At 61.2% G+C, this 23,308-nt stretch carries 18 protein-coding genes; 8 read left to right on the top strand and 10 right to left on the bottom strand.

What is annotated here, in order from left to right; genetic code table 11:
- The 4 genes from BGO89_11075 to BGO89_11090 are packed head-to-tail and all read left to right on the top strand — an operon-like array spanning position 1 to position 8,941.
- Positions 1–999, top strand: a complete 999-nt coding sequence (locus BGO89_11075) for a phosphoribosylformylglycinamidine cyclo-ligase (GenBank protein ID OJX57044.1) — start codon at positions 1–3, stop codon at positions 997–999.
- A 2-nt stretch (positions 1,000–1,001) separates the two neighbouring features.
- On the top strand, positions 1,002–2,033 hold the full coding sequence (locus BGO89_11080) for a hypothetical protein (protein OJX57045.1): 1,032 nt from the start codon (positions 1,002–1,004) through the stop codon (positions 2,031–2,033).
- Between the two features lie 10 nt (positions 2,034–2,043).
- Positions 2,044–4,680, top strand: coding sequence for a hypothetical protein (locus BGO89_11085; protein OJX57046.1), 2,637 nt, complete (start codon positions 2,044–2,046; stop codon positions 4,678–4,680).
- Position 4,681: 1 nt separating this feature from the next.
- On the top strand, positions 4,682–8,941 hold the full coding sequence (locus BGO89_11090) for a hypothetical protein (protein ID OJX57047.1): 4,260 nt from the start codon (positions 4,682–4,684) through the stop codon (positions 8,939–8,941).
- Here BGO89_11090 and BGO89_11095 read toward each other — a convergent pair.
- Positions 8,931–10,382: a hypothetical protein gene (locus BGO89_11095; GenBank protein OJX57048.1), complete on the bottom strand. Its 1,452-nt coding sequence runs from the start codon at positions 10,380–10,382 to the stop codon at positions 8,931–8,933. The genes BGO89_11090 and BGO89_11095 overlap by 11 nt on opposite strands.
- A gap of 79 nt (positions 10,383–10,461) precedes the next feature.
- Between BGO89_11095 and BGO89_11100 the strand changes: the two genes are divergently transcribed.
- Positions 10,462–11,805 carry a hypothetical protein gene (locus BGO89_11100; protein OJX57049.1) on the top strand — a complete coding sequence of 448 codons (1,344 nt, stop codon included), beginning with the start codon at positions 10,462–10,464 and terminating at the stop codon, positions 11,803–11,805.
- A gap of 3 nt (positions 11,806–11,808) precedes the next feature.
- Here the strand turns inward: BGO89_11100 and BGO89_11105 are convergent, their stop codons facing one another.
- The 7 genes from BGO89_11105 to BGO89_11135 form a co-directional block, all read right to left on the bottom strand.
- A complete protein-coding gene (locus BGO89_11105) occupies positions 11,809–12,213 on the bottom strand; it encodes a hypothetical protein (GenBank protein ID OJX57050.1) in 405 nt (134 codons plus the stop codon).
- 17 nt (positions 12,214–12,230) lie between these two features.
- A complete protein-coding gene (locus BGO89_11110) occupies positions 12,231–13,082 on the bottom strand; it encodes a hypothetical protein (protein OJX57051.1) in 852 nt (283 codons plus the stop codon).
- Entirely contained in the window at positions 13,079–13,786 is a 708-nt protein-coding gene (locus BGO89_11115) for a tRNA (guanosine(37)-N1)-methyltransferase TrmD (GenBank protein ID OJX57052.1), read from the bottom strand. The genes BGO89_11110 and BGO89_11115 overlap by 4 nt, the downstream gene beginning before the upstream one ends.
- Entirely contained in the window at positions 13,779–14,333 is a 555-nt protein-coding gene (locus BGO89_11120) for a 16S rRNA processing protein RimM (GenBank protein ID OJX57053.1), read from the bottom strand. Before BGO89_11120 ends, BGO89_11115 begins: the two co-directional genes overlap by 8 nt.
- On the bottom strand, positions 14,333–15,196 hold the full coding sequence (locus BGO89_11125; protein ID OJX57054.1) for an RNA polymerase subunit sigma: 864 nt from the start codon (positions 15,194–15,196) through the stop codon (positions 14,333–14,335). Before BGO89_11125 ends, BGO89_11120 begins: the two co-directional genes overlap by 1 nt.
- Before the next feature lie 100 nt (positions 15,197–15,296).
- Positions 15,297–16,946 carry a hypothetical protein gene (locus BGO89_11130; protein ID OJX57055.1) on the bottom strand — a complete coding sequence of 550 codons (1,650 nt, stop codon included), beginning with the start codon at positions 16,944–16,946 and terminating at the stop codon, positions 15,297–15,299.
- A 27-nt stretch (positions 16,947–16,973) separates the two neighbouring features.
- Positions 16,974–18,404 carry a glycine--tRNA ligase gene (locus BGO89_11135; GenBank protein ID OJX57056.1) on the bottom strand — a complete coding sequence of 477 codons (1,431 nt, stop codon included), beginning with the start codon at positions 18,402–18,404 and terminating at the stop codon, positions 16,974–16,976.
- 11 nt (positions 18,405–18,415) lie between these two features.
- Between BGO89_11135 and BGO89_11140 the strand changes: the two genes are divergently transcribed.
- On the top strand, positions 18,416–18,799 hold the full coding sequence (locus tag BGO89_11140) for a hypothetical protein (protein OJX57057.1): 384 nt from the start codon (positions 18,416–18,418) through the stop codon (positions 18,797–18,799).
- Positions 18,800–18,803: 4 nt separating this feature from the next.
- Entirely contained in the window at positions 18,804–20,792 is a 1,989-nt protein-coding gene (locus BGO89_11145; protein OJX57058.1) for a hypothetical protein, read from the top strand.
- Positions 20,793–20,820: 28 nt separating this feature from the next.
- Here the strand turns inward: BGO89_11145 and BGO89_11150 are convergent, their stop codons facing one another.
- Both BGO89_11150 and BGO89_11155 read right to left on the bottom strand, forming a co-directional pair.
- Positions 20,821–21,276 (bottom strand): hypothetical protein, encoded by a 456-nt coding sequence (locus BGO89_11150; GenBank protein OJX57059.1) that lies wholly within the window; start codon positions 21,274–21,276, stop codon positions 20,821–20,823.
- A 19-nt stretch (positions 21,277–21,295) separates the two neighbouring features.
- The gene (locus tag BGO89_11155) at positions 21,296–22,171 is read right to left on the bottom strand and encodes a pantoate--beta-alanine ligase (GenBank protein OJX57060.1); all 876 of its coding nucleotides are present in this window, start codon (positions 22,169–22,171) and stop codon (positions 21,296–21,298) included.
- Between the two features lie 78 nt (positions 22,172–22,249).
- Here BGO89_11155 and BGO89_11160 point away from each other — a divergent pair, with 78 nt between their 5' ends.
- Positions 22,250–23,050, top strand: a complete 801-nt coding sequence (locus BGO89_11160) for a hypothetical protein (protein ID OJX57061.1) — start codon at positions 22,250–22,252, stop codon at positions 23,048–23,050.
- The last annotated feature ends 258 nt before the right edge of the window (positions 23,051–23,308 follow it).

Consider the following 23,308-nt stretch of genomic DNA (forward strand, 5'->3'; position numbering starts at 1 on the left):
ATGGCCCTAGACTACCGTACCGCAGGTGTCGACATCGAAGCCGGTGAGGCTCTCGTCGACACGATCAAACCTTTCGTCAAGGCAACACGCACGGCAGGCGTGCTTTCGGAAATCGGCCTGTTCGGAGGATTCTTCGACGCCCGGTTCCCGGGATACGACCATCCCGTTCTCGTCGCGAGCACGGATGGCGTGGGCACGAAGCTCAAGGTGGCCATCATGGCCGACAAGCACGACACGGTGGGGCAGTGCCTGGTCAATCACTGCGTGAACGACATCCTGGCCTGTGGCGCCCGACCCCAGTTCTTCCTTGACTACTTCGCTACCGGACGTCTCGCTCCGCATGTCGCAGCCGACGTCATCAAGGGCATGACCGTCGCCTGCAAGGAGAATGAATGCGCTCTGCTCGGTGGTGAGACGGCGGAAATGCCGTCCATGTATGCAGACGGAGAATACGACGTGGCGGGTACCATCATCGGCGTCGTGGACAAGCCGAAGATCGTCAACGGCGAGCATATCAAGGCCGGTGACGTATTGATCGGTCTTCCGTCGACGGGTCTGCATACCAACGGCTATTCACTGGCACGCGCGGCACTGTTCCCGACCTATCGTATCGATCAGCACCTGGACGAACTCGGTACGACCGTCGGTGACGCACTTCTCGCCGTGCATCGTTCCTATCTGCATCCGATCGTTCCGCTCGTCGATGCGGGATTGGTCAACGGGCTCTCCCACGTCACGGGCGGTGGCCTCGTCGGCAATACGTCACGCGTCCTGCGCGACGGCCTTGCACTCGACGTCGCCTGGAAGACATGGGACGTGCCTGCAATCTTTCACCTCATCCAGGCCGCCGGAAACGTTTCGGACGATGAAATGCGCCACGTCTTCAATCTCGGCGTCGGTATGGTCGTCATCGTCTCGCCCGACAAGGTGGACGACGTGATGCGCCGTCTGGCAGATTCATCTCCGTTCATCGTGGGTTCGGTGGTCGCGAAAGGCTAGCGATGTGGGTCGCCGTCGTGCGTCTGTTCATCCTGGCTGCCGTCGCAGTTACCGGTACCATCGGTGTCCGTGCACAGCTCGATATCGAGCTCTCGCGTGATACCATGGATTTCGGAATCATCGGACCGTGCGAAACGGCTGTGGATTCCTTCGATCTCGTCAATACCGGTACGCGCATCGTACCTTCGCCGGGTCGAACCGTCCTGCCCGGCTTCACCATCGATCCTGTTTCGGACAACAACATCATGCCCGGTGAACGACGACGCATGTACGTCACGTTCACAGGGACGTCCGCACAAGCCTTCTACGTCCGGCCGCACATCGTCATCTTCACGAACGGCAGTGAAATGGTCGCCGATACGATATGGCTCATCGCCAGAACGGAGAAGGGGCGCTGCTGCGTATTCGCCGCCGACTCGATGGAGGCGATGACCGGTGATCGTATCGTCGTGTCGGTACGGCAGGATAGTACACGTCTGCGTGCGGACCTCAGTAACGTGACGTTCACGATGAAGCTCGCATGGGACTCGACGATCCTCGTAGCCGAAGGACGATTGCCCGATGAAGTTGGCCGCACGAAGGGTACCGTCATCGTACGCGGAAACCTGCGCTCCGGGAACGGACCCGTTATCGACATGCCGTTCCGGGCCGTTCTTGGGCGTGCGCCAGGCAGTCCCGTGCGTATCGTATGGTACAGCCTGTCCGATGCGAACGTGAGGGTGACGTCGTACGACGGATTCGTGCGATTGACGGATATCTGCAACGATCCCGTCGATCGGCTGTTCGACCCTCTTCACCTTCTTCGCGATCCTGTCGTCACGACCCATAGTGACGGACGTATCGATATCGATGTCGTCGATGCCGCATCCGTTCCAAGAGAAGTCGTCGTCGCCGACGTACGCGGTGCCGTCATCGCTACGCTTACCATTCCTGTCCGGTTCACAGGAACGCTGACGACAGCCGCCGTGCCGCCCGGTCCCGTGCTCGTCCGCGTGCAGGGACATGGTACGTCATCCCTGCTCATTCTTCCGTAGGATCGATACGATGTCATCGATCGCGACGGCCCGCACCGTTCTTCACGATATCTTCGGCTTCACTTCCTTTCGGGGAGGTCAGGAAGAAGTCATCGCTGCAGTGCTCGCAGGCCGCGATACCGTAGCCGTCATGCCGACCGGCCAGGGGAAGTCCCTGTGCTATCAGATTCCCGCTCTCGTGCTGCCGCACTGCACACTCGTCATATCTCCACTGCTCGCGTTGATGAAGGATCAGACCGAACGCCTGCGCCAGCGCGGTATCACCGCCGAGGCGCTGCACAGCGGGCTGTCGCAGGGAGAGGTCAACGACATCATCCATCGTGCCTACAGGGGCGACGTGAAGCTCCTCTATGTGGCACCTGAGCGGCTCGAGGGGACGACCTTCCGGCGCCTGCTTCGGTCGATACCATTGTCGCTCGTCGCCGTCGATGAAGCGCACTGCATTTCGGAATGGGGGCATGACTTCCGTCCTGCCTACATGACGATTCCGGCCGTCTTCGAAGAACGCGCCCGCGTACCCGTCGTCGCCCTTACTGCCACGGCCACTCCGGACGTGCGCGAGGACATCGTCGTACGTCTCTCCATGACGTCTCCCGTCGAGATCGTACGGGGGTTCGATCGCCCCAACCTGGCCTTCCGCGTCGAACGAACGGCCTACAAGGCCGAGTTCATCACGCGACTGGCACGGACGGACGGGCAGTTGCCGATGCTCGTCTATGCAGGATCCCGCAAGCGTGTCGATCTCCTGGCTCACGAGCTCAAGCGCAGAGGATTGAACGTCGATGCCTATCATGCCGGACGCGAAACCGGTGAACGGTCGGCGGTACAGGATCGCTTCCTTTCGGGTACCACGCAGATTCTCGTCGCGACGAATGCCTTCGGTATGGGGATCGACAAGGCCGATATCCGGAACGTCGTCCATACCGATCTGACGCTCACCCTCGAAGCATACTACCAGGAGGCCGGCAGGGCAGGACGGGACGGTGTACCCGCTACCTGTACGATGCTCGTCCAGCGCGAGGATCGTCGTCTCATGGAATTCTTCCTCGATGCCACCTATCCCGAATACGACAGGATCGTTGCCGTATACGGCTATCTCTGCGAACGCGCCGGTGTGCGCATAGGAGAGGTGGCATCCCATCCCGTCCTCGCCGAGGCGGGATCCATTTCGAGCGACCTGCACATGCCCGTCGCCGTCGTCAACGGCATCCTCGGTATCCTGGAGCGGCACGGTCTGATGCTGCATACCACGGCAAGCGGTGCGGGAAGGCTCATGCTCCGCACCACGCGCGAACGACTGGCCGAAGAGATGCGGTCCGCTCCACCTGAAAAACGAACGGTGATGGAAGGTCTGATACGGTTGATCGGCGGACGCAGCATCGACGAGGCCTTCGACTTCTCGGTCACGGAATTCCTCAGGCGCACGGGCGTCACGGCACATGAATTCGGTACGACCATGCGTTCGCTGCAGATGCGCAAGCTCGTGGTCTACACGGCGCCGATGACGGGTGGCGGCATCACGCTGCTCGGCGAACGGATGGCGGCGACGGCATTGCCCATCGATATGGAGACGATCCATCGCAGGCGCAATCATGCGTATCGCAAGCTCGACGTCGTGGCCCGTTATGCGGAAACGCCGATGTGCAAGCGTAACTTCATCCTTGCATACTTCAGGGACGGAGAGGCACAGGGAACCTGCGGACGATGCTCGTCCTGTCTGCCGTCGCATGCCGCGCCGTCCATGAACGAACGACTGCAGGCCATCTCGATGCAGTTGATCAGTGCCGCGTATCAGGTGCAGGGACGGTTCGGCCGCCAAGTTCTGGCGGACATCGTCACGGGTGCGCTCACGGAGAAGGTCGTGTCGTACCGGCTCGACCGGTGCGCCGCATGGGCGACGTGCCGCGAACATTCGCGCCAGGAAGTTCTCGAGGCGCTGGACGGAGCCATCGAACGGCGCTGGTTGCAGCAGACGGCCGACATGTATCCGACCATCGGTGTATTGCCTGATGGTCGTCGTGCCGCAGGCACGCTTCCGTCGCCCATCCATATCGAGTGGCAGCAGTCGAAGGAAGCGCCAGTGGAACTGGTCCGCCGCCTGCGGGAGCTGCGTACGCGCATCGCCGGGCGTGAGGGCGTTCCCGACCGCAGCCTTGCGGGTCTGCGTGAACTCGAGCGTATCGCCATCGATCAGCCCATGGAGATCGCCCGCCTCGTCGGGGGACGTCACGGCAGCGAGGTCTTCATCTCTCGCTACGGCGCGGAAATCGTGCGTACGATCCATGAGTTCCAGGCAGTGGAAACACGGGCCGTTCCCAAGATTCGTCCCGACGATACGTTGGTACGCATTGCGGAAGCGGTGGAGAAGAGCCGGTCCTTCGAAGATGCAGCACGCTCGATGAGAATGACGCTGCCGACGGCGGCAGCCCAGATACAGAGGGCCATCGAGGCCGGACTGGACGTCGACCGCCGAAGCCTCGTTCCGGACGACCTGTACGATGACGTGCTGGACTACATGCGTCATCACCGGTATGCGAAGCTGCGGCACGTGCGCGAACGTGTCGGCGCGGACGTCGACCTTCCTCTACTGCGTCTCGCCCTGTCGTTCGCCAGGCGGGATCTCTACAACGATGTTGAAAGGGGCTAACGTGAGGTTCTCGCTCATCGTCATCTGTGTATTGATGGGAATCCAGATCGCCCATGGACGCGAACGCGTGATCGTCAGACTGCGTCCGTCCGCGGATGCGATGACGGCGTTGCGGACGATACCGCAGGGACGCGCACTGCTGCCCATGGAAATGTTGTCGGCCAAGCCGTCGGACAAGGCGATGTCGGCCGTGCAACGCCAGGCCCTCGATGTCATGTCGAGGTATATCGTCGCCGACGTCGGAAGTGCCGCCGAGCTCGAAGCACTGCGCCGTCGTGCCGACGTCGACGACGTCCTGCCCAACAGGCGCATACCGTTACACGAGGCCATCACGAACGATGCGCTCTCGGACCGTCAATATGCACTGCGTACCATCGGTGCCGTGCGTGCATGGGCCAGGGCTACGGGCAAGGGTATCCGTGTCGGCATCATCGATACCGGTATCGACTGGGAACATGAGGATCTTCGTGATCAGCTCGCCGTCAACCGTGCGGAGGACATCAACGGCAACGGCAGGTTCGATGCATGGCCGTCGACCGTGAATGTCGATGGCGTGATGGGTGACCTCGACGGTATCGACAATGACGGTAACGGATATGTCGACGATGTCATCGGGTACGACTTCGTCGACCAGGACGTACGGAACATCGGCGACGATCGTGAACGCGATCCCATTCCCTTCGACGAACAGGGGCACGGAACGTCGGTCGCCGGCGTCATTGCCGCACGCGCGAATAACGAAAAAGGTGTTGCCGGACTGGCCTACGACAGTCGGGTCGTCAGCCTGCGCGCCTTCGATGCGACGGGCAACGCCGAAGAGGACGACGTCGCGGCATGTCTCGTCTATGCCGCCCTGAACGGAGTATCCGTCGTGAACATGAGCTTCGGCGACGGCGTCGATTCACCCGTCCTTCGCGATGCCGTGCGCATGGCCTCCGCCTTCGGCTGCATTCTCGTGGCATCGGCAGGAAATACGGGAACGGTATCCCGGCAGTATCCGGCCGGCTACGATGAAGTGATCGCCGTCGGTGCGACGAACGACCGCGATCAGCGGGCGCCGTTCTCCAGTACCGGATCTCTCGTGGCATTGACCGCTCCGGGAGAGGGGATATGGACGACGCAGGTGGATTCACGCTATCGGTCCGTCAACGGAACGTCGTTCGCCGCACCATATACAGCTGCGGCTGTCGCCTTGCTGATGGAGCGTAACGGCGGCCTTACTCCTGACGAGGTACGGGGTATGCTGCAGGAGCATAGCGTCGATCTGGGCGAAACGGGGTGGGACGAGCAGTACGGTGCGGGCAGGCTCGATGTCGCCGCATTGGTCGAAGCTCCCGGATCGTCCGTCGTGCGTATCACGTCGTTGCGGAACGAGCAGGAGCTCGACGCCGACCGCGATCTTCAGCTCGACATCCACGGTACGGTCACGTCCCTGTTGTTCGCATCGTACACGCTTCAGATCGGCAGGGGAATCGCCGAACCGATGTCGTGGACGACGATCGGCAGCGGTGTCCAGACCGTGAACGGAAAACTCGGTTCTCTCGCTGGTGCCCAGCTCGTTCCGGGGCTCTATACGATCCGCCTCGTAGCGAAACTGCAGACCGGTCGGACGCTCGAGGACCGCAAGCGTCTCAACGTCGTCCGTGGGGTTCCTGTCCTTACCGACAGCGAGGCCGTGCCGGTATGGGAGGGAGATCGCAAGGAAATGATGATCACGTCCCGATGGTCGCGTCCCGTTACCCTCGTCGTCGAATACGGTCCGCAGGGCGCCGGCACGCTCTTCACGTGGCGCGACACGCGCAGGTTCACGCGGACGCATTCCGTCCTGCTACCCGACGCCGTTCCCGGTGCCCTTCATGAAGCGCGCCTGCTGGCCATTGCGGACAATGGAGACACCGGACGTGCCGTGATGACGTTCACGCTGCCCGACGAGGCCGCACCGCGTACCGGCATGCAGGAAGTTCGCGGAGATCCGTTCGCAGGCTACGTCGTCAACGACGTCCGCGATCTGTATGGCGATGGCCTGGCCACGTTCGTGATGAACGACCTCAGCGGAGGGTCGTTCGGACCGATGATGACGGTCCAGCGCGACGGGCTCAACTTCACGGAACGCGATACGCTCGCCAGTGCATGGATTCCACGTGGTCTCGGTGACAGCAATGGTGACGGTATTCCGGAAATCTTCGCCCACGTCGTCGGACGTGCCATCCTCTATCAGGCCGGGACGAAGGGCGGCAGCCCGTTCGGACGCATCCTCTACGCCGATACCGTGTCGGGGCGGCGGAATGCCGCAGGGATGGCCGATATCGATGGCGACGGACTCGACGATCTGTTGATGCTGTCGGACTCGGGGCTCGTCGTTGCAGCTTATCGTAATGGAGTTTATAAAGAAATCGGTATGGCCGTCAATGCGACACCGCCGCCGCCCGGTACGGCGAACAACCGCGTGGACGAGGTGAGCGTCGCGGCCGGAGACTTCGACGGCGATGGACGTATGGAGGTCGCCTTCGGAGATACGGACGGGGATCTCGTCATCCACGAATGGACTGGCTCGGGCTTCAGGGAGGAATTCGTCCTTCTCGGCGATGGTATCGGTGGTTCGGGTTACGTCGTCGGCAAGGACTTCGACGGTGACGGCAGGAAGGACGTCGTCATCGGCATTCCCGATTCCGTCCAGCCCAACAGCGAACGCGAGTACGGCCGTCAGGCATGGACGTATCATATGATCAAGGCTACGGGGCCGGATACGTATCAGGTGGTATGGACCGATCGTATCCACGGCGTTCGCTACGGGATCGGATTCCGTAACGGGGTCGACGGCGGGCAGGTGGATATGCGTGGTGGCGACGAACTCCTGGTGAGCGCCTTCCCGCGGCTCTACATCTTCCGCTGGAATCCTGCACGATCCACCATGGAGCCGATGTGGTATACGGAAGATGTCGCCTCGCCGCGGATGCTCACCTATGACTTCAATCGCAATGGTGTGAATGAAGTGGGATTCGGCGTGACGGTTCCCGAAGTGGGCTTCATGACGTCGTTCCGCTTCGTCGAAGCCGATACATCGACGCGGCGTATCGACGCCCCCGCCGGGCTGCGCGCGAACCTGCGGACACCTTCGACGGTCGATCTCACATGGTCCGCCGTCGGCGGCGCGTCACGATACAATGTCTATTCCACGGTGGACGGCGCTCCCGTCTTCCGTCTGCTTGCGACGGTCGATGCACCACGCGCGACCTTCGATACGTTGAAGGCCGGCTCCGTCTATCGATATCGTGTATCGGCGGTGCCGGACGACGGTCGTGAAGAGAGCGTTCGCTCGAACGTCGTGGCCGTCGGTGCTGCGACTTCCGGCATACCCGTATCGGTGATGCCCATATCGGTCACGCGCGACGCTCTGGCCAACGGTGTCTCCGTCGTCGTGGCCTTCTCGTCCATGATGCCAGAGACCGACGTACAGCCGCATGCCTTCGTGATGGAAGACGAGGTGACGGGCCGAACCTCTCCTTCCACGTCGGCCGTCAGAGGCGGGGAGAATCAGCTCGTCATCCGCTTCGCTCCCATGGCGACGACCAACGATACCGTCATGCTGCATATCGCGTCCTTCATGGACGGGCGCGACGTGCCGACGCAGCATGGCGTCCTGCCGCTCGCCGTGATCGATGCACCGCCCGTTCGGGAACTGTATCTCACGGGTGTGCGTGTTCTCGGTCCGTCCTCGATACGGCTGGCATTCTCCGAAGCTCCGGGCGAGGGAGTCACAACATCATCGAACTACGCCCTGTCTCCGTCGGGTCGTGTGGCTACGGCCGAACCGGCCGATGGCGACAGTGTCACACTGACGTTCTCTCCGGATTCACCGCTGGGGGCCCTGGGCGTGACGTACTACGTGCGGGTGAGCGGCGTTGCGGGCCTTTCCGGCGCTCCCATGACGAACGGCGCAGGTAATACCATCGGCTTCGTCCTGACTGCATCCGATGTCGACGCCGTCTTCGTCTATCCGCAGCCTGCGCGGCTCGGACGCGATGTGGCGCTGACGTTCGCCAATCTCACGCAATCGGCAGAAGTCGAGATTCTCGATCAGCGATTCACGGTGATCGCCCGCGTCCGCGAACGCGATGGCAACGGCGGCGCCCCCTGGGATCTCCGGACCACTGCCGGCGACGTCGTGCCGCCGGGCCTCTACTTCTACCGTGTGACGGGTACGTCCGATGACGGAAGGTCCAGCGAGTCCGGTCTTCGCAAGCTGATGATCACGCGATGACGGAAGATGGGGATGGGTGCGACAGCATGGCTCTCAGACCACCGACGTTGCCGTTGCTGAGAAGGACGACGACGTCGCCTTCCCGCACGTGGCTCCCAAGGAATTCCTCCGCATAGTGTCCCCACTGCGGATCGGAAGCGAGGGTACTGTCCAGGCTCACCGCAGCGATACCCAGGGCCGCAAGATCGGTTACGAGACGATTCGTGTCCAGGCGTTCTTCCACTGCATAACGTTCCGGTCTGTTTACCGGTCCGATGCATACTGCCGTCGCTCCATCGAAACATGCCGCCAGTTCGTGCTGGAAGAACGAGCGCGTCGTCGTGTTCGAGCGCGGTTCGAAGCAGGCCAGGATACGTGCGCCGGGATACTGCTGACGAAGGGCGCCGATCGTGGCGGCGATGGCCGTGGGATGATGGGCGAAGTCGTCGATGACCGTCGCACCCCGCCATGTCGCGATACGCTCGAGGCGCCGTTTGGGGAGATGGACGGTGGCCAGGCCCGTGGCCTGTTCTTCCGCACCGAGTCCTGCATGTGCCGTGGCTGCGATCGCCGCCGCACAGTTCCGTACGCTGTGTTCGCCCGGCATGGCGACGGTGAACCTGCCATGAAGGACACCGTTCCGCAGCATCGTCCAGTGCGAGGCATCGACGTCGTAGACCACGTCCGTGATCCTCCAGTAGGCCCCATCGGCGAAGCCTACCGGCTCCACCGGTGCCGTGCTCTTCGACGCCGCAGCCATGGCATTCGCATCGTCGGCGTTCGGAATGACGACGCCATTCATTGGTACGATGCGGATCATCTGCTCGAACGAACGGATGATGGCCGCGAGGTCCGCGAAGATGTCTGCATGGTCGAATTCGATGTTGTTGATGATGGCGATCGTCGGACGGTAGTGGACGAACTTGCTCCGCTTGTCGAAGAAGGCCGTATCGTATTCATCGCCTTCCGTCACGAAGATTCCGCGGTCCGTATCGTGCAGCTCACCGGATACCGGGCGGCAGCCCGTCGTGAAGTTGCCCGGTACGCCACCGATCATGAAGCCCGGCTCGCGCCCGGCCGATTCCAGCAGCCATGCGGTGATGGACGATGTCGTCGTCTTGCCGTGCGTCCCCGTCACCACGATGGACGTATTGCGATCGATGAAAAGCCGGCCGATCAGCTCGGCCATGGACGTCATCGGGCGCCGGTCGTTCAGGATGCGTTCCAGCTCGGCGTTGCCGCGGCTGATGGCATTGCCCACGACGGTGAGATCGGGTTGCAGGGCCGCGAGGCGGTCCGCGTCGTAGCCTTCATACCAGTCGATGCCCGCTTCGGCCAGGACGGTGCTCATGGGGGGGTAGAGGGCCGTATCGCTGCCGGTGACGCGATGTCCGGCCTTGCTGCAGGCGATGGCGACCGATCCCATGGCCGTTCCTCCGACACCGATGAAATGAAGATGCATACGACGGATCCTAAGCTGGTTTGCTATTCAGGGAAAATTGTATCTTGACACGATGTTGCAAAGATATTCTGGTCATCCGATGCGTAGTTCACTACTGCTTTCCGTCGCCCTCTTTTTTTCGATCGTATCGCTCAAGGCAGCAGAATTCTGGGAAGTCTCGCAAGGCCCTCCCGGTAGCGTGATCTGTCTGGCATCGAATTCCCGTGGGCACATCTTCGCCGGTACGGCGAACGATGCGCTGTTCAGGTCCACCGATTATGGCGCGACGTGGGAACGGAAGTATGAAGGCCTGCCCGGTATGGGCTATGACAAGCCCGTCATGGCCATCGTGGTCGGAACTGACGATAATCTCTACATCGCCCAGAAGGGGAATGGAGTCTTCCGCTCGACGAATAACGGCGATACGTGGACCGATATCGGTTCTACGCTGCCGTCGAAGGAAGTGCGCTCGATCGCGATCAGGAACAGAGGTGCGGGAGAGCCGCGTCTGGCCATCGGTATCGACGGTGGATCGGGAATGACGAAGATGTTCCTCACCGACGATCGTGGTACGACGTGGACGGAGCAGGCCCTGCCCGGTGTGCAGTATCAAGGTCTGTTCGAAGTGGCGCTCAGCCCCAACTCGAACAAGATGTGGTGCTCGATCGGCTACAACAAGGGCATCTTCCGTCTCGATCCCGACGGCGTCAATTTCTGGCGACGTATCGACAATCCGTCGAATACCGTCGAGCCAGGCGAGTCGGACGATAATTTCCGGGTCATCCGCTTCGACCACCAGGGCAATATGTTCCTCGGTCGGAATGCACTCGCAACGAGTTCGAAGATCCAGAATGCGGTCGTCATGATGTCGACGGACGACGGCGAATCATGGAAGTATCTCAAGGGCGGGGACTGGAAGCAGGAATACGTGATCAACTGTCACATCACCGGCATCGCCTTCGGAAAGCCGGGCGAGATCGTCGCCACGACGGACAAGTCCGGAACCTACTACAGCAACGATAACGGAGACACATGGATCGTAAGGAATGAAGGCCTGCCCGGAGACGGAAGCTGCGCAGCTGCCGTCGGTACCGTCGGCAATCATTTCTACGTCGCGCCGTATGGCGACTTCATCCACCACCATCTCGATCCGTCCACATCGGTGAACGAAACCATCCCCGGCGTCGTACGCGTCGAGAATGCCAGCCCCAATCCTGCGGCCGACAGGTTCTCGATTCCCATGACGCTCGACAGGCCAATGGATGTGACGGTGCGTCTCGTGAACGCGAACGGCATGGAAGTCGTGGAGCCGTTCACCTCGGCGCTCGGTGCGGGAACGCACAGGGTGTCGTTCTCCACCGCAGGTCTGGCTTCAGGAATGTATTCGTATCGGATGCAGGTAGGCGGACTCGTACGGACGGGATCGGTAGCCGTCGTACGATGATCGTCACTTGTCGTGGATCCTGGAAATGAACCAGGAGTCACCCGACAACATCGTGCTGAAATGCATCTTGCGGATATGATCCAGCGTAATACGCACATCACGGGCCGAGGCACTTAAGGTGTCCTCGGCCCATTCCGTTATGGGCTTGTTGGCGATGAGGCGCTGGATACGGGCCATCTCGTCCTTCATCTCGAACTTCTCCACGGCCAGCAGCCTGCGTCCGCTCGAATGGACCATGAGCTCCGTGGCGGCTACCGTGTTGTTGCTGTCGAGCTCTTCCTTGAAGAGGTAGACCACGCCGATCGGCGTGCGCTGGCTACGTTCGACGACCTGCTGTGCACGGCGGCCTCCGCCGACGACGAACAGTTCGCAACCGCCGACGAGCAGGGCTGCCGCGACGGTACACAAAAGCGTTGTTCTTGGTGTTAGGAACGAAGCCATGACGTCGTGGTCTCCAATACCTCTACGAGAGCAGGTGTGATATGATCGAGGGGATGGGTCATGCCGAACGTATGGGTCGTATTCGGCACGACGTACAATGGTGCTGACGTTCCCGACCGCGACCGTAGTGCCTTCACTTCCTTCAGCGGCACGGTGATGTCCTGGTCGGCATGGATGTAGAGCATTCCGTCAGCGAGGACTCCGGAGGCGCGGACGAGGTCGAGCCGGTCCGATGCACGTTCGATGTCTTCCGCATAGGACACGTCCATCCGCAGTTTCTGTCCTGTACGGGCATTCTCCATTTCCACGAAGCCCGCATCCTGCCAGGCCGCACGCTGCCGTGGGGTCCAGCGCTGCCATGTACCGACGGAATTCCATACGACACATCGGGACAGGGTGGTATCCGGCGACTTGTTGCCTTCGATGAGTTCACGGCCGACGACATGAGCGATGCCGCCGCCGCGTGAATGGCCGACGATATGCAGTCTGCCGTTCCATCCGAGCTGGTCTGCCATGGCACGCAGGTGAGCGATCATCGTATGCGCGTCATGCACTTCGGCCGAGATCGTATTCCGTGCGAAGGCATCGAGGTCGACGACGCGATCGGCGCCGCCGTTCATGCCATTGCCGGAGAAGTCCATACGGACGGTGACGAAGCCGGCATCGGCCAGATGCTGTGCCGTTACGGGGAAGAATCCCCAGTTGCGGAAGCCCTTGAATCCGTGGAGCAGGAGGACAAGGTCCATCGGACGTTCACCGGTGCTGCGTGTGATCGTGGCGTGCAGGTCCCGTCCGTCGCCGTTCGGGATCGTGATGGTGCGTTCGGCGATGGTCATTGTCCGTCGTTCTCCGAGAGCAGGTCCGGTCGACGCTCCCGTGTCTTGGTCAGCGCCTGGTCATGGCGCCATTGCCTGATGCGGGCATGATTGCCGCTCAGGAGTATGTCGGGGACGCGATGTCCGCGGAAATCGGCGGGTTTGGTATAGTGGGGCGCATCCAGCAGACCGTTCATGAAGGAATCGTCGAGGGCGGATTCGGCGTCGCCCAGAACGCCCGGAACGAGGCGGACGATGGCGTCGGTGAGAACGGCTGCGGCCAGTTCGCCACCGGTCAGGACGTAGTCTCCGATCGACAGTTCGCGTGTCACGAGAACGTCGCGTACGCGCTGGTCCACGCCCTTGTAATGTCCTGCCAGAAGGATGATGTTCCTGCGCATGGACAGTTCGACGCATCGTGCGTTGGCGAGGCGTTCACCATCCGGCGTCAGATAGATGACGTCGTCATACGTGCGCTGTGCCTGAAGGCCTTCGATACAGGAGAAGATCGGCTCGCATTCGAGGATCATTCCTGCACCTCCACCGTAGGGCGTATCGTCGATATGACGGAAACGGTCGGTGGCATAGTCGTGCAGGTTATGGACGTGGATGTCGACGAGGCCTTTCTCCCGTGCACGGCCGACGATGCTCGTCGTGACGACGGAGTCGAGGGTCTTGGGAACGGCGCAGACGATGTCGATGCGAAGGCGGACGGTCTCACTCATCGTGATCCTCCGGTGACGATGGAGTATCGACGTCCACGAGACCATCGAGCAGATGGATCGTGATGATCCTGTGCTCGACGTCGACCGACCGTACCACGGAGTCCACTACCGGTACGGGGACCGTCGACCCATCGGGGCGGGTCACGATCCATACGTCGTTGGCCGGCAAGAGCCATACTTCCGAAACCGTACCAAGTTCCAGCCCGTCGTCGGTCATGACGCGACTGCCTTCGATGTCGCCGATGGCGAAGCGTCCGTCCTGATCCGCGACGAGGTCTTCGGAGCTGATGTAGACGGCCTGGTCGATCAGGGCTCGTGCGGCTTCGACGGTGGGGCACTCGCGCAGGCGCAGGCGCAGCAGGGGAGGATTGTCCTCGAAGCCTGCGAGCGTGAACGGGCGGGCGAATTCTCTCGAATAGCCTATGCCGATGGTGCTCCCGATACGCAGCACGGTACGGATGCCCACGGTGTCCTGCAGGACGACCGTGCCATCGGTACCGTGAGTACGTCCGACTACGCCGAGATATTCAGTGAACGGGCTGGCCATCACCCGAGATAGGCACGCAAAGCCTTGCTGCGGGATGCGTGGCGCAGGCGCCGGATGGCCTTTTCCTTGATCTGGCGGACACGTTCGCGCGTGAGGTTGAACTTCTCGCCGATCTCTTCGAGGGTAAGGCATTGCGAATCGTCCAGACCGAAGTAGAGACGGATCACTTCCGCTTCGCGCTCGGACAGGGTCTTGAGGACCTGCTGCACTTCCACGCGCAGCGATTCACGCATGAGTTCGCTGTCGGGTGGCGGCTGCTGATCGTTCGGAAGGATGTCCAGAAGACGGTTGTCCTCGCCCTGGACGAACGGAGCGTCCACGGAGAGGTGGCGTCCCGAAATCTTGATGGTCTCGCTGATCTCGGCGATGCTCATGTCGAGCTGTTCCGCCAGTTCCGCGGCCGTAGGTTCGCGCTCGTAGGCCTGCTCGAGTTCACTGAACTTCTTGCCGATCTTGTTGAGCGCGCCGACGCGATTGAGAGGAAGGCGCACGATACGGGACTGCTCGGCGAGAGCCTGGAGGATGGACTGACGGATCCACCATACGGCATACGAGATGAACTTGAAGCCCCGCGTTTCGTCGAACCGCTTCGCCGCCTTGATCAGACCGAGATTGCCCTCGTTGATGAGGTCGCCGAGGGAGAGACCCTGGTTCTGATACTGCTTGGCCACGCTGACCACGAAACGGAGGTTGGCCTTGACGAGACGCTCGAGGGCCAGGTTTCCGTCGAAGCCGCCACGTTTGATCGCCTGGGCCAGCACGATTTCGTCATCGCCCGTCAGAAGTTCGACGCGGCCGATCTCCTGAAGGTACTTGTCGAGCGACTGGCTCTCACGATTCGTATACTGTTTGGTAATCCTCATGTTGGTACCGCTGAGTCCCTGAATGGATGTTCGTTGCTGTGGGAGTAGCCTTGCATTGACGGGCGACGGATATCGGTAGTGTCGCTCCGTCCGTGCAAATCTATTGTTCGTCCGTAGTTACTGCCTCGAGGAATGTCGCATACCGCGCGGATCCGATGACGCGTACGGCTGCCTGTACGCATGGATCGACGCGCAACGAGCGTGAGAGGCGCACACGGTCGTTCTGGAAGCGGGCGCGGATCTCCTGCTCGAGAAGCTCCTTGACCGCATCCTGATGCTGTCTGAGTACCTTGGTCAATTCCCGTTCGGCAGCCTTCTCGGCCTGTTCGATGCTCTTGAGGACGGCGGAGGGCCAGCGTTCGGTTTCGGCCTGACGTCTGGAGTATTCCAGGTCGGCCAGGACGGGCGAGCGTCGCTCCGTCGGCATGGTTTCCACGAAGCGCAGGAAGGCATCGATGACGGCCTTGTCGGCCGTGAACGATGCCGGCAGGGAATCCATCGAAGCCGTGTAGACCGTTCCGAACCGGAAGAAGGCATCGTTGTCGCGAAGGCGTTCCACGATGGCGGGATAGACGCTGTCGCTGACGAGGGTATCGGGCTCGATGCCGTTCAGTTCGCGTACCGTGCGCCTGTTCTTCGTCAGGAAGTGTGCCGTATCGGGCATTGTCCTGTGATCTCCGCGGCGGGCCGCGTAGTCGATCTTCTGGATGCTGCGGCCGCTCGGCGTGTAATAGCGAGCCGTCGTCATCTTCAGCATGGCATCGTAGGGAAGAGGGATGACCGTCTGGACGAGGCCCTTGCCGAACGAACGGCGGCCGATGATGACGCCGCGGTCGAGATCCTGGATGGCGCCTGCGACGATTTCGCTGGCGCTGGCGCTGCTTTCGTTGATGAGGACGGCGAGCGGCAATACCGGTTCCACCGGATCGGTATCCGATGCATAGGTGCGTTCTTCAGCCGCCGAACGACCACGCGTCGTCACGATTCGACTGCCTTTCGGTACGAACAGTTTGACCACGCCGACGGCAGCGTCGAGCAGGCCCCCGGGATTGTCGCGAAGGTCGAGTACCAGACCGCGCAGGTCCGCTTCTTCACGCAACGCCCCGATGGTCTTGCGAATGTCCTCGGCTGAGCGCCGCGAGAACCGCGCGAGCCTGATGTAGCCGATCCTTCCCGGCAGCAGTTCCTGATGGGCGATGTTCTCGACGTCCATCTCGACGCGCCGGAGCATGAAGTCCAAGGTGTCCTGACGTCCTTCGCGAATGATGCGGAAGGCGGCCATGGAGCCCGGTGTGCCGCGTGTGAACTGACGGAGATCGCGAGGAGCCATGGTGTCGACGACGATGCCGTCGATGGAATGGATGCGATCGCCAATACGGATCCCTGCCTGCTGTGCCGGCAGACCCGTACGTGTGTTCGTGATGGTCAGAAACTTGTCGCGCAGTCCGACGGTGATGCCGAAGCCCGTATACATACCCGTCGACAGCATGTCCACGTCCTCGGTCTCCTCGCTCTTCATGTAGACCGAGTAGGGATCCAGCTTGCTGAGCATGCCGTCGATACCGGCTTCCATTACGGTAGCCGGATCGATATCGTCGACGTAGTTCGAGGCGATCTCGCGGTACACTGCGCCGAACGTCGTCATCGACCTGCCGATACGGGCATAGACGTCGTCCTCACCCACGGCGATGAAGCCGAGCGAGAGGATGACTGCCGTACAACCGCCGATGAGGATGGTGCGTCTGTTCATGGTGATCTCCGAAGGCCGGAAACGTTGTTATCGACGTAACCGACGACGAATGACCTCTTCAAGTGCCTGAGCCGATAAACGTTCCTGTTGCATGCTGTCGCGTTCGCGAAGGGTGACGGTACCGTCGCTCACCGTCTGACCGTCCACGGTGATGCAGAACGGCGTCCCCACTTCGTCCTGACGGCGGTAACGGCGGCCGATGGCGCCGCTCGTGTCGTACTCCACGCGGAAGCTGCGCTGCAGATCGCGGTAGATTGTCTCGGCCGCTTCGGGCATGCCGTCCTTGTTCACGAGAGGGAAGACGGCGGCCGTGATCGGGGCGAGCGAAGGATCGAGACGCAGGACGGTGCGCGTTTCCGTCGCACCATTGTCGCCGGCCACTTCCTCCTCCGCATAGGCGTCGCAGAGGACGGCCATGAAGGTTCTCGTGGCACCGACGGCGGTCTCGATCACATAGGGAACGAAGCGGTCGCGCGTGACCGTGTCGACGTATTCGAGCTTCTTCCCCGAGAATTCCTGATGACGGCCCAGGTCGTAGTCGGTACGGGAATGGATACCTTCCACTTCACCCCAGCCGAAGGGGAATCGGTATTCGATGTCTTCGGCCGCCGCCGCATAGTGGGCCAGCTTCTCGTGTGGCTTGCGGCGCAGGTTCTCTTCCCGGATGCCGAGCGTGAGGAACCAGTTCCAGCGTTCCTGGCGCCAGTAGTCGAACCATTCCGTTTCGGAACCGGGCTTGACGAAGAACTGCATCTCCATCTGCTCGAATTCACGGGTGCGGAAGAGGAAGTTCTTCGTGTTGATCTCGTTGCGGAAGGACTTGCCGATCTGCGCTATGCCGAACGGCGGCTTCATCCGCGCCGAGTCCATCACGTTCTTGAAGTTGACGAAGATGCCCTGGGCCGTTTCCGGACGCAGATAGACGGCGTTGGATGCATCCTCGACCGGGCCTACGAAGGTCTTGAACATCAGGTTGAAGTTCCGTACTTCGGTCCAGTCCGTGGAGCCGGACACCGGATCCGTGATCCCGAAGTCCATGATGATGCTGTGGTAGTCCTCGTTCGTCGCGACGGTGGACAGGCGCGCTTCCACGGCGTCGGCATCGGCGATCTTGTTCTTCGAGCGGAGCTTCTGGATGTATTCTTCGATCAGGTTGTCGGCGCGATACCGTTGCTTCGACGTCTTGTTGTCGATCATCGGATCGGAGAACTGCTGGAGGTGTCCGGACGCTTCCCATGTGCGGGGGTGCATCAGGATGGCGGCGTCGATGCCGACCACATCCGTTCGATACGTCATGGCCTTCCACCATGCGTCCTTGATATTACGCAGCAGTTCCACGCCCAGCGGACCAAAGTCCCAGCAGCCGTTCAGGCCGCCGTAGATCTCGGACGACTGGAAAACAAAACCTTTACGTTTGGAAAGCGATAGGATGGCATCAAGCGTCGCAGTGGCGCTCATAGTCACTTGCAGTGGTGGAGAATGGGTTGCAAAGATACGAAATCGGCCTTTTCCGTAAGTTAGCAGGGTTACAACCAGTTACGGCATTTTTCATGACTACCTCCGATCCCGTTCTTCTGGAGCTCGATCGGGCTCGCGCCGCGCGCATTGCCGGTAATCACGGAATGGTGCGTGTCTGCGCCCGCCGTGCCGTCGGCGCTGCGGCCGGTGAGAATGCGATGGCCGTCTTGCGACGTATCTCCGGTACGATAACAATCCCGCATCACGTTCGTCTGCGAGCGACGATGCTTCAACAGGGCCTTCGTGCTCAACTACAGGGCGGCTCGGTGTCGGACGATCCGATCGCCGACGCCGAATTGCTTATTGACTATCTTCGATCGAACGCTAAGGACTGACCGAATGCTTGCCCTTCTCCGCCCTCTCCTGTGCGCACTGCTCCTGTTATCCGTGATTCCTGCCGCAGCGCAGGACAAACAACACATCACCTTCGATCCTGTCGCACGCATTACCGGAACGGCCGGCGATACGATCGTCGTCAAGGTGACCGGCCGTATGGACAAGGGATGGCATACCTATTCCACACGTGAGACGCTCGGACCCGAAGGCCTCGGTCCTACGCCGACCTTCGTCAGCGTCGAGCCCGGGTCCGTATTGAAGGCAGCCGGCAAGGCCCGGTTCGACAAGTTCAAGTCCGTCTTCGATTCGAGCTTCATGGTGACGACGGAGAAGGTCACGGGTACGTTCTCCATCAGCGTGCCGGTACGCCTGAATCCGAAACTCCAGCTCGGCACGAATTCTGCGACGGTCATCGTGAACGTCCAGATATGCGATACGATGTCGTGCCTGCCGTCCAAGGACTACAAGGTTCCGGTCACGGTGGAGATCACGGCCGTCGCCGATCCTGCCGTGGTGGCAGTCGCCGAAGCCGATGCGCCGGAACAGGGTGGTTCGGAACAGCCTGCCGCAACGACATCTTCGACGGCGGCATCCAAGCCGGCAGTGGCCGCATCCAACGCAGGTGATGCCGATATCGAGGCAGCGAAGAAGGAAGGACTATGGTCGATCTTCCTCCTCGGTCTGCTGGTAGGATTCGGTTCACTGGCTACACCGTGTGTCTATCCCATGGTGCCCATCACCGTATCGTTCTTCACCAAGAGGCACGAGAAGGCCAAGGGCAAGCAACTCCGCGACGCACTCATCTTCGCCCTGGGTATCATCCTGACGTTCTCGCTGATCGGCATTCTGATCTCGGCCTTATGGGGTGCGAGTGCCGTGGGACAGATCGCCTCGAATCCATGGATCAATCTCGGTATCGGTACGCTCTTCTTCGCCCTCGCCTTCAACCTCTTCGGTGCATACGAAATCCAGGTCCCCGTCGGCATCCTGAACGCTCTCAACAAGAAGTCGCAAGGCGACGGTCTGAGCTCGACCTTCCTGATGGGACTGACCTTCGCACTGATCTCGTTCACATGTACGAGTGCGTTCGTGGCCGGTATGATCGGCAGCGCTGCACAAGGCGAGTACATGGGGCCGGCCATCGGCATGGTGGGCTTCTCCGTGGCGTTCGCCGCGCCGTTCTTCCTCCTCGCCCTCTTCCCGTCGCTCATGACGCGCATGCCGCGTTCGGGTGGCTGGATGAACAACGTGAAGGTCGTACTCGGCTTCCTCGAACTCGGCTTCGCTCTTAAGTTCTTCAGTACGGCGGAATTCGTCTGGGGCTGGGGCATTCTGCCTCGAGACCTCTTCCTCGCCATCTGGATCGGTATCGCCTTCCTGACCGTGCTCTATCTCGTCGGGACGTTCCGCATGAAGCTGGACAGTCCGCTCGAATCCGTGAGTGGTCTGCGTGCCATCTTCGCGGTGCTCTTCGCCTCGGTCGGGTTCTGGCTGCTCTCCGGTATCGGGGCGAAGCCCCTCGGTGAGATCGACGCGTTGATGCCTCCGCTGAACTATCACGAAGTGCTCGATGCAGGCAGCGGTAATACGTCGGTCACGAGTGCCGGCGTCGGTGGTCCGGTATCCGACGCGAAGGAAGTGTGGTTCGACGATCTCGACAAGGCCAAGGCCGAAGCGCAACGCACGGGCAAGCCGATCTTCATCGACTTTACGGGCTTCGCCTGTACGAACTGCCGCTGGATGGAACTGAACATGTTCCCGAAGAGCGGTATCCGGAGTCGTATGGACAAGTACGTTCTCGTCCGGTTGTATACGGACAGACCGTCCGAGCCCTTCATCTCCAACCAGCGCATGCAGGAAACGCAGTACGGTACCGTGGCATTGCCGCTGTACGTGGTGCTGTCGAGGGAGGGAACCTACATCGCCAAGAAGGCATTCACGCGCAACGAGCAGGACTTCACGACGTTCCTCGATGCGGGGCTGTCTTCCTGATCCATCCGGTGCCTCTCGCGGCACGGATCTAATAGACGATTCTGTAGAGGAGCCATTCCTGCATCCAGGTGGCTCCTCGTTTCGCATAGAAATCGCGTGCGAGCTGGTTCCAGTCCAGCACTTGCCATTCCATCCTGCCGCAACCGCGTGTACGGCCGAGTCCGGCCACATGATCGAAGAGCATGCTCCCGACGCCATGACGGCGTGCGTCGTCGAGAACGAAGAGGTCTTCGAGATAGATGGTGGGCCGTGCGAGGAACGACGAATAGGTCTCGAAGTGAATGGCATATCCTGCCGCATGGCCGTCGAGGTCGGCGAGTACCGCTTCGAATCGGCGACGTTCTCCGAAGGCATCGTTACGGAGACGCGCTACGGCATCGGGTTCCGGACGTGGGAGGGATTCGTAGTCGGCCAGGGCATTGACAAGGGCGATGAAGTCGTCGAATCGTTCGGGAACGAGGGGAGACAGTGTGACGTGCGGCATGCGATACCTGCGGTGTGGATCATGGGCGGGCGGCGTGCCGGTCTCCGACCCTGCACGTCATGTTGTCGATCAGCCGTGTAGACCCCAGACGTGCGGCGATGAGCAGGACGATGTCGGCGCCGTCGTCGAAAGATGAAGGTCGTTGCAGGGAGTCGGCGAGAACGGCACTGGCATAGTCGACCGACAGTTCCGGCACGCTTGAAAGGACATCCTTCATCGTCCGCTCGATACCGTCGGGCGACGTCATGCCGCCTTCGGCCTCGGCGATGCCTGCCGTCAGCGCCCTGAACAGCACGGTGGCCTTCTGCCGATCCTGTGCGGACAGATAGATGTTGCGCGAACTCATGGCGAGGCCGTCGGCCTCGCGGATCGTAGGCTCTACCGTGATCGTCACGGGAACACCGAGATCACGTACGAGGCGCTTCACGACACAGGTCTGCTGATAGTCCTTGGCGCCGAACAATGCCTCATGCGGTTGCATCGCGATGAGCAGTTTGGCGACGACCGTTGCCACACCGTCGAAGTGGCCGGGGCGGAAACCGCCTTCGAGCGGCTCGGTGACACCCGTGATATGGATGGAGGTGGCGTATCCGTCGGGATACATTTCCTCGACCGCAGGGGCGAAGATGATCGAGCCTCCTGCATCGCCGACCGTGGCGACGTCGCGTTCGAAGTCCCGCGGATATCTGCCGAAGTCTTCATTCGGACCGAACTGTGTGGGGTTCACGAAGATGGACGTCACGGTATGGACGTGACGCGATGCCGATGTGCGCACGAGCGATGCGTGCCCTTCATGGAGAAATCCCATCGTCGGCACGCAACCGATCGTCGATCCCGTACGTCGCAATTCTTCCGCCCGTTCCTGCATGCCCCTGACGGTCGTGATGATCTCCATGTCACATTCCAATGTTGATGCGGCACAAGATAGGTGTTTGGTCGACAGTTGCAGTCATGGATCGATACGGAGTTGCCGATGCTCAGCAGGCTCATTGCATTCGCCGACGGGCGGGGAAGAGGTCTCCCATTCCGCATGCTCTTCTTCACCCTCCTTCTCGTTATCTACGATGGCGAGGGGCAGACGTTCGGTGTCGACGATACATCGGACGTGATCGACTACGGGTTGTTCGATTCGTTATGGACCGACGCGCTCGGCCAGGGCAAGCTTTCCACGTATGCCGTCAGGAGCGAGCCCTTCGGTCGGTTGGCCGGTATGTTCGCCGGCGCACAGCCGCAGGCCTACGGTCCGGTAGCGCGCAGCGCGTTCTGGATAAATGCCTATCTGCTCTGCCTATGGCAGGTGATGGAGAGGTCGGCAGGATACAGGTCCACGATCTGGGACTCGACGCTGCTGAGGCGCGATACCTTCATCGTGGCGGGAGAGCCCGTCGTCCTCCATGGCATGAGGGAACGGGCACGGGACCATGGGGCGACCGTGCTGGTGGCGATGACGTTCGCGACGGGTAGTTCGCATGCGCCACCGTTTCCGCCTCGCGCCGTTCGTGCCCGTACGTGGTATCGGCAGTTGCGGGATCAGGCGCGTCGCGTGATCCGAAGCGAGCGATTCGTTCTCTACGATCCGGCAGGTCATGTCCTCCAGCTCGCCGGATTCTTCAGGCCATATCTGGACGGAATGGTTTCGGAACGGGGCTCGGTCGTCCAGTTCTTCCTGCCCTATGTGTCGGAATCGATGGCTGCCTCTCTCGGACTGCGCCCGCACGACCTTCGTATCGTCATCAGCGATCGCATCGAACGGTGGGCGCGTCGCCGGGGTTGACGATATTTGCAGTCCCGTCCTGCGGGAACGGAATACCATCATGGCGAAGATCGATGGGGATGGCGTTCCGTACCACGAACTGGCCAGCGATGCGCCCTCATTCTCATCGGCGGTGGTTCATGCGGAGGTAGGGGCGAAGGCCGGCCCGGTCGCGCAGCCCGTGGCCCTGGAAGCGGAAGACACGTGCGAGAGCTTGTCGAGCGGACCTCTTCCTCGTGCATCGTGTGGGGGACCGTATCGATGGGCTGGAGATCAAGG

The sequence above is a fragment of the Candidatus Kapaibacterium thiocyanatum genome (assembly GCA_001899175.1).
Taxonomy (GTDB): Bacteria; Bacteroidota; Ignavibacteria; order Kapaibacteriales; family Kapaibacteriaceae; genus Kapaibacterium; species Kapaibacterium thiocyanatum.